Source organism: Proteiniphilum sp. UBA1028 (assembly GCF_002316955.1).
Classification (GTDB): Bacteria; Bacteroidota; Bacteroidia; order Bacteroidales; family Dysgonomonadaceae; genus Proteiniphilum.
Genome location: NZ_DCEN01000059.1, coordinates 16172 through 30349, shown reverse-complemented (window position 1 = coordinate 30349; position 14178 = coordinate 16172). Strand labels below are relative to the sequence as shown.

General features: G+C 44.2%; 10 protein-coding genes. 8 read left to right on the top strand and 2 right to left on the bottom strand.

The genetic code is table 11. The features are described from left to right. The first annotated feature begins 245 nt into the window (after positions 1 to 245). The 8 genes from pdhA (at position 246) to B3Z75_RS10645 (ending at position 10824) form a co-directional block, all read left to right on the top strand. Positions 246 to 1355 (top strand): pyruvate dehydrogenase (acetyl-transferring) E1 component subunit alpha, encoded by a 1110-nt coding sequence (gene pdhA, locus B3Z75_RS10680; protein WP_286832626.1) that lies wholly within the window; start codon positions 246 to 248, stop codon positions 1353 to 1355. Continuing rightward, positions 1352 to 2329, top strand: coding sequence for an alpha-ketoacid dehydrogenase subunit beta (locus B3Z75_RS10675; protein ID WP_286832625.1), 978 nt, complete (start codon positions 1352 to 1354; stop codon positions 2327 to 2329). Before pdhA ends, B3Z75_RS10675 begins: the two co-directional genes overlap by 4 nt. 11 nt (positions 2330 to 2340) lie before the next feature. Next, a complete protein-coding gene (locus B3Z75_RS10670) occupies positions 2341 to 3624 on the top strand; it encodes a dihydrolipoamide acetyltransferase family protein (RefSeq protein ID WP_286845834.1) in 1284 nt (427 codons plus the stop codon). A gap of 319 nt (positions 3625 to 3943) precedes the next feature. Beyond that, on the top strand, positions 3944 to 4378 hold the full coding sequence (locus B3Z75_RS10665) for a DUF6769 family protein (RefSeq protein ID WP_238841651.1): 435 nt from the start codon (positions 3944 to 3946) through the stop codon (positions 4376 to 4378). A 250-nt stretch (positions 4379 to 4628) separates the two neighbouring features. After that, positions 4629 to 5813, top strand: coding sequence for an efflux RND transporter periplasmic adaptor subunit (locus B3Z75_RS10660; protein WP_238841652.1), 1185 nt, complete (start codon positions 4629 to 4631; stop codon positions 5811 to 5813). A 19-nt stretch (positions 5814 to 5832) separates the two neighbouring features. Next, positions 5833 to 8985 carry an efflux RND transporter permease subunit gene (locus tag B3Z75_RS10655; protein ID WP_286832620.1) on the top strand — a complete coding sequence of 1051 codons (3153 nt, stop codon included), beginning with the start codon at positions 5833 to 5835 and terminating at the stop codon, positions 8983 to 8985. An 8-nt stretch (positions 8986 to 8993) separates the two neighbouring features. Continuing rightward, on the top strand, positions 8994 to 10169 hold the full coding sequence (locus tag B3Z75_RS10650) for a TolC family protein (protein WP_238841654.1): 1176 nt from the start codon (positions 8994 to 8996) through the stop codon (positions 10167 to 10169). Positions 10170 to 10257: 88 nt separating this feature from the next. Continuing rightward, the gene (locus tag B3Z75_RS10645) at positions 10258 to 10824 is read left to right on the top strand and encodes a SagB/ThcOx family dehydrogenase (protein ID WP_286834243.1); all 567 of its coding nucleotides are present in this window, start codon (positions 10258 to 10260) and stop codon (positions 10822 to 10824) included. 91 nt (positions 10825 to 10915) lie between these two features. Here the strand turns inward: B3Z75_RS10645 and B3Z75_RS10640 are convergent, their stop codons facing one another. Both B3Z75_RS10640 and B3Z75_RS10635 read right to left on the bottom strand, forming a co-directional pair. Continuing rightward, positions 10916 to 12163: a hypothetical protein gene (locus B3Z75_RS10640; protein WP_238841656.1), complete on the bottom strand. Its 1248-nt coding sequence runs from the start codon at positions 12161 to 12163 to the stop codon at positions 10916 to 10918. A 216-nt stretch (positions 12164 to 12379) separates the two neighbouring features. Then, positions 12380 to 14083 (bottom strand): 4Fe-4S dicluster domain-containing protein, encoded by a 1704-nt coding sequence (locus tag B3Z75_RS10635; RefSeq protein WP_286845785.1) that lies wholly within the window; start codon positions 14081 to 14083, stop codon positions 12380 to 12382. Between the last annotated feature and the right edge of the window lie 95 nt (positions 14084 to 14178).

Sequence of the window (14178 nt, the reverse complement as noted above, 5' to 3'; positions counted from 1 at the left end):
GCCTGCCGATTTCCCGTATCTAGTAAGAGAAATAGTTGATGTTTTGCAATAAAGCTATCCGGATATACTGCATAAAACGGAAAAAGATGCAACCGTAGCTAAAAAATAGGGATGTAAGATATTGTTTGTCAATCTATGCAACAATTTGTTCCAGGTTTGCATCAAACATCATCAAACTATTTATTTATCGGAATGTTATATACACAGCTAATTACTATTTAAATTCGTTCTAAATAAACAGATAGATGGCCCAAAACGATTTACCTTCGATTTTTCGTGATTTTGACCCATTAGAAGATAAGATGCTGCGTATTATTGATAATGATGGTAATATTGTCAGTAAAGATCTGATGCCAGTATTGGATGATAGAACTATTACAGATGCCTATAAACAGATGCTGTATGAACGGATAGCCGATGAGATGGCTATCTCATTCCAACGTCAGGGGAGAATGTACACTTATACGCCTAACCTTGGACAGGAGGCTATCCATATTGCAGCCGGAATGAATATCCGTGATGAAGACTGGTTGGTACCAGCTTTTCGTGAAATGGGTACCCTGTTGGCGAAAGGGGTAACAATGAAAGAGATATTCCTCTTTTATAGTGGTAATGAGCATGGCGGAAGTTTCAAGAATGCTAAGCATGTTTTGCCTATTGCCATCTCAATAGGCACCCAGCTTCATCATGCTACCGGCATTGGGTATTCCGTTAAATACCGGAAAAGAGATGAGGTGGTCTTTACTTTTATCGGCGATGGAGGCACTTCGGAAGGAGATTTCAGTGAGGCACTGAACTTTGCAGGTGTATGGAAGGTGCCGGTCGTATTTACCATTCAGAATAATCAGTATGCCATCTCTGTTCCCGTAAGTTCCCAGACCAATTCAATCAACCTGGCTGTTAAGTCGGTCGCGTTCGGTATCCCGGGCATCAAGGTGGACGGAAACGACTTTTTTGCCATGTACCTTGCCTATAAAACGGCATTAGAGTATGCACGCTCTGGCAGGGGAGCCCTGCTAATAGAGGCTTTTACATATCGACTTGGGGCTCATACCACTTCTGACGATCCCACAAAGTACAGGGAGAAGGTGGAGGAAAAGAGATGGAGGCTGGCAGATCCGCTGATCCGATTGAAGCGATATATGGAAAACCAGGGTATATGGAATATAGACGAAGAGAGGCTAAAGGAAGAATACAAGCTACAGATCGACAAGGAGTTTATTGAGGCGGAAAACAATAAATCATACCCGCTGGGCGATCTGTTTCAATACATGTACACTGATATACCGGACGAGTTAAAGAGACAAAAGCAGAAGTATGAACAATTCTTAAGCTGGAAGGAGAAGAGAAAATGAGTATAATGACAATGGTGCAGGCTATCAACAATGCACTGGATATTAAATTGAGTGAAGATTGGAGTATTGTTGTTTATGGAGAAGATGTGGGGTTTGGGGGAGGTGTTTTTCGCGTGACGGAGGGACTGCAGAGAAAATATGGTGTTGAGCGTGTATTCGATTCTCCGCTGGCTGAGTCCGGAATTGCAGGAACTGCCTTGGGGATGGCCGTTTCGGGACTCAGGCCTGTTGTGGAATTACAATTTGAGGGGTTCACCTTTCCGGCCTTCAACCAGATTATCTCAAATGTCTCGCGTTTGCAGAACCGTTCACGGGGAAAGTTCAATGTGCCTGTAGTTATTCGTTTCCCTTACGGAGGAGGTATAAATGCGCTCGAACATCATTCCGATAGCCCGGAGGCACTCTTTGCTCATATACCGGGACTGAAGGTGGTGATACCTTCTACTCCGTACGATGCAAAAGGCATGCTGATTTCTGCCATCGAAAGCAATGACCCTGTCATCTTTATGGAGCCGAAACGGATCTATCGTGCTATAAGGCAGGAAGTTTCAGATGAAAAGTTTACCCTTCCCCTGGGAAAGGCGAAGGTGGTTCAAGAAGGGACAGATATAACTCTCGTGGCTTTCGGTGCCATGATTCGTGAGTGCCGGAAGGCAGTTGCAATGGCTGAGGAGGCAGGCATATCTGTAGAACTGATTGATCTGCGCTCTGTTTACCCTATCGACAGGGAGACTGTAGGTAGATCAATAAGAAAAACAGGCCGGATGGTTATCGTCGCCGAAGCACACGAATCGTTCAGCGTCGGATCGGAGTTAATCGCTGTTGCCAATGAGGAGGCTTTTCTTTATCTGGAAGCGCCGCCGGTGAGGGTGATGGGGTTCGATACTGTTGTTCCCCTGGCACAGGGCGAAAGATACTATGTTATTTCGCCAGACCGTATTTACTATGAGATCGAAAAGAGTATCCATTTTTAACTTTTCGCAGCATGAAGTATGTATTTAACTTTCCCGATCTGGGTGAAGGGCTTGAGGAGGGAACTATCCTGGAGTGGTATGTAAAAGAAGGGGATAGAGTGAAGGTGGGTGATCTGGTTGTTCAGATGGAGACCGACAAGGTGGTGGCGGATATCCCTTCTCCGAAAAGCGGAATTATTACAGCTTGCTATGGAGCTGCAGGTGATGTGATACCTGTTGGATCACCCCTTGTGGATATTGAACTGGAAGGGGTTGAAAACGAGCAAGGCTCTGTAAAAGTAGAACAGCCTTATCAGACAATCACCGAACAAGAAGATGTAGCTGCAGTTGTCGGCACCATGGAACTGGCCGATAAGAATATCATTCAGGCGCCAAGCGATGAAGGATCTCTTGAAATAGTGAACCACAAAAGCGGATCGCGAAAAGTACTTGCAACACCTGCAACACGTGCCATGGCGAAGAAGATGAATATTGATATCAGCAATATAAAAGGAAGCGGCCCTTTAGGAAGGGTAATGGATAAGGATATTGTGAGCTTTAAAGAAAGTAGGGAGCAGAAAGCCGATAGAAAAGAACAGCTCAATGGTATTCCCGATGATGTGACCTACCAGCCGCTGACACAAATAAGAAAAACTATTGCCAGGAACATGCTGAAATCTAAACAGAACGCAGCTCATATGTCAATATTCGAAGAGGTGGAAATATCAGGATTGATACAGCTGAAAGATAAGCTCATGCACAAGCTTGCCGATAAAGGAGTCAAGCTTACTTATCTTCCTTTTATCGTTAAAGCGGTAGCCCTGGCATTAAAGCAACATTCGCAGCTCAATTCGCAGATTGATTTTGAAAACAACCGGATGATTATCAGCAATAGATATAATATTGCTATCGCTGTAGATGCACCGGATGGATTGGTCGTTCCTGTGATTCGTGACGCAGATAAGCTTTCAATCTTTCAAATAGCGATGCGCACCGGTGAGCTGGCCACAAAGGCGAGGTCAAGAAAACTGACGCTGGATGATTTGAAAGGGGGTTCTTTTTCAATAACCAGCTTTGGTTCCATCGGCGGTATCTTCGCCACACCGGTGCTTAATTATCCACAGGCAGGCATACTTGGGATAGGGCGTATTCTAAAAACACCCATTGTAAAGAATAATGAAATAGTTATCGGAAATATTATGCCTCTTTCGCTCACGGTAGACCATCGCATAGTGGATGGTGGAGAGACTGCCCGGTTTATCCGTAAGGTGATGGAGTTTCTCTCCGAACCGGTTTCATTATTGCTGGATCTGTAGATAATGGAAGGAGCTGTTTGCCAAATATATTTAAAGCAGATTCTTTCTCTTATCAATGAAAAATCATCATATCAAAATAATTGAAAATAATCTTTACCGGCATTTGTAAGTTATCAGCAAATTGCGACTTATCTGGTCTATGAACGTCTCGCATTGATCATTAGGAGTTTAGGTGATCACTTGGTGGAGTATTTCCAAATAGCCATGACGAGAAAAGAGAAGCATGTTTTGTTTTCTTTATGAACTAATCAATGCATTTATGCGGTTTTTACTTGAGAAACTGAAAATAAAAATTTAATTTTGCTACAAATCGCATTCATTGAAAAAGAGGTTTTCCATATCATTCATTCTATTGGCTGCATTATTGCTGCTGATGTCTGGGATTATACCACATCACCATCACGACGGCTTACCCTGTGTGATGATGGAATGTTGCGAAACGGACAACATACCTGGCGATATACACAGACATGCTGCCGGCAGCGGAAAAAACGGACAATCATGTGTTGCTGATGCCGACTACTTTGTCCCCGGTTCCGAGAATAAGATTAAATACAAGGTATCTATCTGCGGTGGTTGCGATAATCTGAATCATATACACCTGTTCCCCCTCTTTTTTCTTGTGGCGGACTATGTTGCAGTTCCCGGCGAAAACACGTTAAACAAAACCGGTTACTGGGAATATACAGCGTTTTACATATCTCCTGGAAATACACAAATCCATGGCCTACGTGCCCCTCCCTTTCTATACTGATCGACCTGTAAGTACATTGATGTAAGAGATAACTTCCTGCCCTTTGAATTTTCATGATTCAATGAGATGCCCCGTTTATTTACCTCTTATTGTAAGCCTGTTCTGACCGGGACATGAGATATCCTCATTATTCAAGTATATTATTTTATGTACTCTGCGACTTACCGTGTTGATCCTTTTTTTTACATTCAGATTTTTTAGTCAGTTAAATAATTACAGCCTTTTGTAGAGGCTATTCTTTTAAAAACAGATGAAATCTATTATAGTACTACATTTATTCATTATTTCCGTGCTCTCTGTTGCCGGCTGCAGCCCGGAGAAAAACAATAAATACTCTTCAACAGATGAGGCACACAAACAGATAAAAAACGTGGATTCACATTGTCACGATGATGAAGAAGATCATGATCATATTGATGAGATCACTTTTACCACTCAACAGGCTGAAGCGGCCGGACTGCAGCTGGAAACTATTGTGCCGGCCACTTTTACCGATGTTATCAGGACGAGCGGCCATATCATGCCGGCTTTGGGAGATGAGGCTATTATTGCTGCCACTTCCAGCGGAACAGTATCGTTTGCGGGAGCCACATTCACTGATGGTGTGGCCGTGAGGGCTGGTGAGGCCATAGTAGTCATCTCATCGAAAAACATTCAGGATGGTGACCCTGTCATAAAAACCCGGGTAGAGTTTGAGACAGCAGAAAAAGAGTACCGACGTGCCGGGGAGCTGGTGAAAGAGCAAGTTATTTCAACCAGGGAGTATGAACAGAGGCGTCTGGAATACGAAATGGCAAAAAACAGCTTTGAGGCTCTGGCTGCCCATGCCACACCTGGTGGTGTGAAGGTTACATCGCCCATTGGCGGATATATCAAAAACCTGATGGTCAGACAGGGAGAATATGTTTCGGTAGGGCAGACAATTGCAACCGTTTCACAGAACCGTCGGCTGCAACTGCGTGCAGAGGTCCCGGAAAATCATTTTAAAAGCCTCGGCAACATTGAGAGCGCCAATTTTCAGACATCGTATGACAATAGGGTCTATAAACTTTCGGAACTGAACGGGCGGCTATTGTCGTTTGGAAAAGGATCCATTGAAGAGTCGTCCTGCATTCCCGTCAACTTCGAATTCGATAATATCGGAGACATAATCTCCGGTTCTTATGTGACAGTATATCTGCTATCAGGTAAGATGGAAAATGTGATTTCCGTCCCGGTTTCAGCTTTAACCGAGGAACAGGGACTTTATTTTGTTTATCTGCAGCTGGATGAAGAGGGCTACAAGAAGCAGGAGGTGAAGCTTGGACAGAGTAATGGTGACAGGATCAGGGTACTCTCAGGACTAAGGCCGGGGGACCGGGTTGTAATAAGAGGTGTTTATCAGGTAAAGCTGGCTGCAACATCATCTGTCTTACCCGAAGGGCATACTCATTAACTTTGAAAGGCGAAACAGAATGTTAAACAAGATCATAAAATTTTCGCTGAACAACCGTATGGTTGTGTTGGTGGCATCTGTATTGTTAATTATTGCGGGAACATACATTGCTGCCAATATGGAGGTGGATGTGTTTCCCGACCTGAATGCACCTACGGTTGTAGTGATGACAGAAGCTAAAGGAATGGCTCCCGAAGAGGTGGAGAGGCTGGTCACTTTTCCCGTTGAGACAGCCGTGAATGGAGCCACCGGTGTGCGCCGTGTCCGCTCCTCTTCCACCACCGGATTCTCCATAGTGTGGGTAGAGTTTGATTGGGGAACGGATATCTACCGTGCCCGACAGATTGTATCGGAAAAACTTGCTCTGGTAGGTGAGTCTCTGCCTTCCAACGTGGGTAATCCTACATTAGGGCCTCAATCGTCTATCCTGGGTGAAGTGATGATTATTGGGCTCACGGCAGACAGCACATCGATGCAGGAGCTGCGTACGATAGCTGACTGGACTGTTCGTCCTCGTCTGCTTTCTACTGGTGGTGTGGCTCAGGTAACAGTGATAGGTGGTGAAATCAGGGAATACCAGATACTGCTCAATCCCGGGAAGATGAAACATTATGGTGTTGGCCTTAACGAGATAATGAGCGTGGTGAGACAAATGAACCGTAATGCTTCGGGAGGGGTCCTTTATGAGTATGGAAACGAATATATTATCCGTGGCATACTCTCTTCAAATGATCCGTTGGTACTTGGTAAGACTGTTGTGAAGAGTGTGAACGATGTTCCTGTATATCTTGAGAACGTGGCTGAGGTAACAATCGGCAACAAAACTCCAAAGCTTGGTGTTGCATCGGAACGGGGAAAACCGGCGGTGCTGATTACTGTGACCAAGCAACCGGCTACAAGCACGCTGAAGCTGACCGATCAGCTGGACCGGTCGCTGGCAGAGCTTCAGGAGACACTCCCGGCGGATGTGAAACTCTCGACTGATATTTTCCGTCAGTCCCGTTTCATCGAAAATTCCATAAATAACGTTCAAAAGGCACTTTTAGAGGGAGGAATATTTGTTGTTTTCGTGCTCTTTATATTCCTGATGAATGCCAGGACAACCCTGATTTCGCTGGTTACTATCCCGATTTCATTGTTGACCTCGGTTCTCGCGCTTAAAATGATGGGACTGACAATAAATACAATGAGCCTGGGAGGTATGGCTATAGCTATAGGTTCGCTTGTGGACGATGCAATTGTGGATGTGGAGAATGTGTTCAAACGATTACGCCAAAACAGAGAGAAACCTATAGAAGAGCAGAAAAAAAAATTGACGGTTATCTTCGAAGCTTCCAAGGAGGTGCGTCTGCCTATCATGAATTCAACATTTATCATTATTGCAAGTTTTGTTCCGTTGTTCTTCCTTTCAGGAATGGAAGGGCGTATGCTGGCTCCTCTCGGTATATCATTTATCTTTGCCCTGGTTGCTTCTACAGTTGTGGCGCTTACACTGACTCCTGTATTGTGCAGTTATCTGCTGGGTAAGGATAAGAAAGATGGCAAACCTGAAAGCGATCCCCTTGTAGCTCGAAAACTGAAGGGTGCATATAAGAAAGCCCTGGACTGGACACTCTATCATCAAAAGTGGGTTTTAGCAGGAACAGGTGCGCTATTTGTTGTAGCTGTTATTGTCTTCTTTACTCTTGGAAGAAGTTTTCTTCCGTCTTTTAATGAGGGCTCTTTTACGATCAATATCAGCACACTTCCGGGAATATCGCTTGATGAGTCTGACAGGATGGGGCGCATTGCTGAAAACATACTTCTTTCTATACCGGAGGTAGAGACGGTGGGAAGAAAAACGGGACGTGCAGAGCTTGATGAACACGCATTAGGTGTAAATGTCTCAGAGATTGAAGCTCCCTTTATTCTGAAAAAAAGGTCGAAAGAGGAAGTGTTGAAGGATATACGTGGAAAACTTAAAATTCTGCCGGGAGTTAATATTGAAATAGGGCAACCTATCTCGCACCGGATAGATGCCATGCTTTCCGGTACCCGGGCAAATATCGCCATCAAAATTTTCGGGAGCGATCTGAATAAAATGTTTACTTTAGCTAACCGGATAAAAGGTTTAATTGAAAATGTGGAGGGTGTTGCCGATCTCAACGTGGAGCAGCAGATTGAACGGCCACAACTGAAAATAACGCCGAAGCGCGAAATGCTTGCCAAATACAATATAACACTGCCTCAGTTTGCCGAGATAGTTGATGTGATGTTGGGCGGAGAGGTTGTTTCTCAGGTATATGAGGGGGACAGGTCTTTCGATCTTACGTTGAAGGTTAACGAAGAAAGTCGCGCAACCGCTGAAAATATCAGAAATATGATTGTAGATGCCGGTGGACAAAAAACAACGTTAGGTAATATTGCCAACATCGCCTCATCCATGGGTCCCAATACGATCAACCGGGAAAACGTATCACGTAAAATAGTGGTTTCAGCCAATGTGGCCGGTAACGACCTGCGAGGCGTTGTGAACGATATTCAGGACAGGATTAATGCCGGGATCTCTCTGCCCGAAGGATATCATATCGAATACGGAGGACAGTTTGAGAGTGAACAGGCTGCATCGCGCACACTCCTTGTTACCTCCATATTTTCGATTATTGTTATTTTTCTGTTGTTGTTTAACCAGTTCCGGAGTGTTGCACAGTCGGCCGTAATTATGCTGAATCTGCCGTTGGCTCTCATTGGTGGTATTTTTATCATATTCTTATCAGATGGTGTTATCAGTATACCTTCAATTATCGGTTTTATATCACTGTTCGGAATTGCTACACGAAACGGAATGTTGCTTATTTCCAGGTATAACGACTTGCAAAACGAAGGCTTCTCTGCCCGAGAATGTGTAATTCACGGTTCGCTTGACCGATTGAACCCGATTCTGATGACGGCTCTTACAACTGGTTTGGCACTTATTCCTCTGGCTCTGGGCGGCGATCTGCCAGGTAACGAAATTCAGAGTCCTATGGCTAAAGTTATTCTTGGCGGACTGCTTACATCTACTTTACTTAATGGATTTATTATTCCGATTATATATCTTTTAACAAACAGAATAATAGTTAGAGAGGTTATAAGAGATGAAGAAATTACAGATGAATCAGGCATGATTAAAAATAAACATATGAATAAATAACAATGAAAATGAGAACATTCATAATTTTATTGCTGTTTGCGATGGGCTTTACACTTTCCGCGCAAGATAATATTGCTGCTGTGCTTAAGGCAATCGAGAAGAACAACACAACCCTGAAGGCACTTCGTGAAACCGCCGATGCCGAAAAGCTGAAGAACAAGACAGGAATATTTCTCAGCAACCCTGAGGCGGTGTACAATTATCTGTGGGGTGATCCCACGGATATTGGAAACAGGACCGATATCAGTCTGATCCAGAATTTTGATATTCCCACAATAACAGGAATGAAAAATAGGGCCTCAGAGAGTCAAAACAGGCTGGTGGAATGGCAATATTTGACTGGCCGGATGAATATTCTGCTTGAGGCAAAGCAGTACTGTATTGATCTGATCTATTACAATGCTCTTATGAAAGAGTTAGAGGTGCGTCTGAAGCACGCCGGAATAATTGCAGGAGGGTATAGGTCGCGCATGGATTCAGGTGATGCAAGTCGTCTGGAGTACAATAAAACGCTGCTTAATCTTTCGTTAGCACAGGGAGAGGTGTCACGTATCAATGTAGAACGTAATACACTGCTTGAACAACTGAAAAGGCTGAACGGAGGTATAGAGATATCACTGGACGTAGATATTTATGATGATATTATGCTTCCGGTAGACTTCGAAAGCTGGTTTTCCCACGCTGCCATTAGGAATCCCATTTTGGCGTTTGCCGGACAGGAAGTTGAAGCAGGAAAACAACAGGTGTTGCTAAGCAAAGCAATGGGACTGCCTTCCTTTTCGGCAGGATACATGAGCGAGAAGGTTGCAGGAGAACGATTTCAGGGAATTACTTTGGGCGTTTCCATCCCTTTGTGGGAGAATAAAAACCGGGTGAAACAGGCTAAAGTATCACTATCTGCTGCCGAATTGCGGGAGGCTGACAGTAGAAAGCAACTTTATGACCGGCTAAAGATTTTGTATAACCGTACCGAAGGACTGAAAATAACTGCAGGGGAATATCGCAGGTCGCTAAAAACGGCAAACAGTTTCGGGTTGCTGAAAAAAGCCCTTGATGCCGGTGAGATATCCCTGCTGGATTACATTGCTGAGATGGGGTTGTATTACGAAACGGTAGATTTGGCATTGGAAGCGGAACGTGATTATCAGAAAGCGCTTGCGGAACTTTCGGCTGCAGAGTTGTGACCGATTGTTAAAAATAACAGTCAGTTGTTTTGAAGTTTTTTTTAACATCAGTTTGGTGAAATAGTTTCATGACTCCATATGATTACTTATGGGTTACTCATTATCCGCACAGGATATTAAATTGCCTGATCCCGACAGAACAGGTGGAAAACCACTGATGCAGGCGCTTAACGAAAGAAAATCAGTCCGTTCTTACCGGGACAAAGAGCTGACAATACGGCAACTATCAGATCTGTTGTGGGCTGCCAATGGTTTTAATCGCGATGATAAACGCACCGCACCAACGGCAAACAACCGCCAGGAACTGGAACTGTACGTGGTGATCAAAAACGGGATTTATTTTTATGATGCCCGAAACCACACTCTGAAAGAGGTGAAAAAAGGGGACTATCGTGCTGAGACAGGTGTCCAGGATTTTGTTGCTGATGCGGCACTTAATCTGGTTTTTGTCTCCGACATGGATATGGCTTCCAGCAGGCAGTATGCCTATACAAATTGCGGATTTGTGTCGCAAAACGTCTATCTCTACTGTGCATCAGAGGGACTTGGTTCAGTTGTGCGTGGATCGTTCGATAAGGATAAGCTGGGCAAGCTGCTTAATCTGAAGCCCAATGAGGAGATATTACTGACCCAGTCAGTCGGCTATCCCGATTGATCGATATCGTTACATACTCAACAGTTACGAGATAATACTTTTAAGATATCTCTATATGTTGACTGTTTGAGCCTAACCACTTCTGCCGATATTAGAAATGCCTTTTAGGGGGACGGCTGAAACCACCGAAGCTGAGGGTAACCATATGCATGTTCCCATCCAGCAGGTTGTTTTCCCTGTTGTAGTTGGGTATGTAAAAAGTGTAACGTACTCCTATGTAGGTTCCTCCGTAGCGGGAGAGGTCTGTCTCTTTGCTCCAGGTATTCAGTTTAATTTCCAGTCCTGCCAGGTAGTTAAGAGCCGACAACTCCTTGAAATCACCCAGTTCGGGATGGCTCTTTATCTCTGTATCAGTTGGTCCCATACCCATTCCTCCGATACCTATGAAAGGCATAAACTTGATGTCACGACTTTGGAAGGCCGGATATTGGAGCGTAAGATCGGCTCCGATAAGATAGCCCTTGATATTGACCGGCCAGTTAATATTATGATTGATAACTTCCCGGTTGGTTTTGGTGGAAGCATAGTTGAAACGCAGGGAGAGGTCGAAATCCTTGTAAAGCGCATCCAGAGCAAAACCGCCTGCGATACTGTTTCTGAAGTGGTGACTCAGCCCGCCGGTAAGTGCGTTATGCCCCAGATAGAACTCATATCCTAACCCCCAGTTACCCGGCCGGAACCGGTAGCGGATAAACCTGCGTGTGTAGTCTGCATATTCACTATTTTCGTAGGTTTCCAAAAAACCGGTCGCCATGGAATTTACCTCTTCCATCTCCGGTTCATCATCCACTTTATCAGGCGTGAAAAGAAGTGAGTATAGCCACAATTTGAGAAACTCCTTCTCTTCCACGCTCAACTCCGAATTGTCTATACATACTGTCAATGGCAGATATGATTCAGCTGATTTCTTTCCTGCCTCCTCTGTGAGATGGTCGTTATCGGATATCATTCTCAACATTGATGAAGGCCTGAACCTTTCGGGCATTTGCCAGTAACCGCCATTATTCAAGTCGATATTCGCAGAAAACTGCTTTGCCTCATGAAGCAGTTCGGTGTAATCTTCAGTCCAGAATGATAGAAGCCAGTATTCTACGGGCAGATAGACTTTGTATGGATTGAATGCTTCACCGGCAAGATAATCTTTTACATCCTTTAAAGCGGATATATCGCCCTTCAGCAAATGTTCCAGGGTTAGCGAACGCCCTTTTGAAATTATTTCCATGTCACTGGCACGGCGACTAAGTATTTCGTTGCGGATGGAGTCGCCCTGCTGGGCAAAGAGAGAGGAAGTGTTGAGAATGAAAAAAATAATGAACAACGGAAATATAGATCTATTCATTTGTTAATGTTTTTAAATATAAGAGATTATGGCCTGTATGTCTGTTTTAAAAAACAAAGATAAATTAAATCTTTTAGTCCACCATACACCTTGCAAAACCTTTCACATAGACGATGGAACGTTTCCCTGTCCATAGTATGGCCGATTTAGGAATAACAACCTCGTTATTACCCGAAGAAGAACCACTTGTTTTCGAAGTGCTATAATACTGGCCTTTCAGAATCCGAAGTCGTCAATTACAACATCCTCAGCTTCTTCCTGCTCAATCTCTATCACATTTTGTGATGGCAATCCCTCCACATAGATGGCTTTAAAAGGAATTGCGGGGCATACATATTCGCATCCACCGCAACCGACACAGATAGCGGGATTAATCTCGGGAATAGTCAGCGAGCCTTTATAGGGGACCATATGTACAGCTTGGGTTGGACAGTGCTCAGAGCAGGCACCACAGTTAGTTTCATCGTAATAGACAATACAGTTCTCAACAATAAACTGCACCTGCCCCATTTGTGTGTGGTTCTTCTCCTCTTTGGTTAATGGGAGGATGGCTCCTGTGGGACAAACCTCTCCGCAGATTGTACAATCATAGTTGCAAAAACCTTTGCTGAAATAGAGTTTGGGCTGCATTATTCCTCCGGGGCCATATTCTAGGAATGCAGGCTTTATAACGTGTGACGGACATTTGCTTACGCAGAGGTGGCAGGAGATGCATTTTTCCCGTAGGTGGTCGAAGGAAAGTGCCCCAGGTGGTGCAATAGGGACCTGACGTTTTAAATCACGCTTTGGAATTACCCCTCCCTGAATCTCTTGCGCGATAAGGCTCCCTGCTGCCAGTCCGGTTACCAGGGAGGCGGACAGGAAGCGTCGTTTCGATTCATCTACAGATCTTTTATCATTATCTTGTTTATCCGCTCTCTCAGGTCTATCCGTCCTTTCCACCCTGTTAATCTTTTGCGGATTCCCTGTCTTTTCCGCTATCTCCGGTTTCTCCGATTTTACAGTTCTTCCCGGTTTCCCGGTTTTATCCATTTTTTCCGACATCTCCTTTTCCACATAGCTGTTTACCTGAATATTATCTGTCCGTCTCCTTTTGACAGGCATGATAAACTTGTATTTCATTGCATCGTGGTTGCAGCTCTCAATACAGTTAAAGCAGGTAACGCACCGGCTGTAATCTATCTGTTTGTTGCTGGAATCGATGCAGGAAGCCTTGCACCTCATGCTACACAGTCCACACATATTACACTTGTCATCTATAAACTGAATCCTGAATAGCGAGTATTTGCTCAGCAAACCAAGTGTGGTTCCCACCGGGCAGATAGTGTTGCACCAGGTCCTGCCGCCACGCCATGCAAGGTAACCGATTGTCAATAGAGTAAGGAGTGCTATTATGGTTGAAAAAACTCCCAGAGAGTAGATCCCTACCTTGTAGAATGAGTAATTATCGAAAGAGGTGAAAATTGTATCCAGCAGATTGTTCCCGGCCAGATAAGCAGGCCTCAGAAGGTGTGTTGCCATTCTTCCGTATGCACCGTAGGGATCGAGAAGTCCCACCAGAAAGGTAAATCCGAAAACAAAAGCAATTACAGTGGCTGCAAGCACACTCCACCGGAGAATATTTTTTGCCTTGCTGTACCTATATTTTTTCTTCCTGATAAATCTTTTGGATAGCCATGCTACTATATCCTGATATATTCCCATTGGACAGATGGACGAGCAGTAAACTCTGCCGAAGATCAGGGTGAGCACAATCAGTGATACCAGAATAATAATATTAAGTGCCAGGAGTGCAGGAATAAACTGGATCTCAGCCAGAATACTAAGACTTTCCGGTAGTATTTCCCTGAAATCAAGGAAATAAAGTGTTATTAGTGTGAACAGGATGACAGACAGAATAACCCGTATCTTTTTTAACATAATGTTTTCTTTTATTGTTGCTTGCTTATTTTCTTACTCTATTATTTACTTCCTTACTTCCTTGCTTCCTCGCTTGCTTCCTTGCTTCCTTGCTT

Bases quoted from the DNA above. Each gene is read 5' to 3' on its own strand.
- pdhA (WP_286832626.1), top strand. From the start codon at position 246: ATGGCCCAAAACGATTTACCTTCGATTTTTCGTGATTTTGACCCATTA.
- B3Z75_RS10675 (WP_286832625.1), top strand. From the start codon at position 1,352: ATGAGTATAATGACAATGGTGCAGGCTATCAACAATGCACTGGATATT.
- B3Z75_RS10670 (WP_286845834.1), top strand. From the start codon at position 2,341: ATGAAGTATGTATTTAACTTTCCCGATCTGGGTGAAGGGCTTGAGGAG.
- B3Z75_RS10660 (WP_238841652.1), top strand. From the start codon at position 4,629: ATGAAATCTATTATAGTACTACATTTATTCATTATTTCCGTGCTCTCT.
- B3Z75_RS10655 (WP_286832620.1), top strand. From the start codon at position 5,833: ATGTTAAACAAGATCATAAAATTTTCGCTGAACAACCGTATGGTTGTG.
- B3Z75_RS10650 (WP_238841654.1), top strand. From the start codon at position 8,994: ATGAGAACATTCATAATTTTATTGCTGTTTGCGATGGGCTTTACACTT.
- B3Z75_RS10645 (WP_286834243.1), top strand. From the start codon at position 10,258: ATGGGTTACTCATTATCCGCACAGGATATTAAATTGCCTGATCCCGAC.
- B3Z75_RS10640 (WP_238841656.1), bottom strand. From the start codon at position 12,163: ATGAATAGATCTATATTTCCGTTGTTCATTATTTTTTTCATTCTCAAC.
- B3Z75_RS10635 (WP_286845785.1), bottom strand. From the start codon at position 14,083: ATGTTAAAAAAGATACGGGTTATTCTGTCTGTCATCCTGTTCACACTA.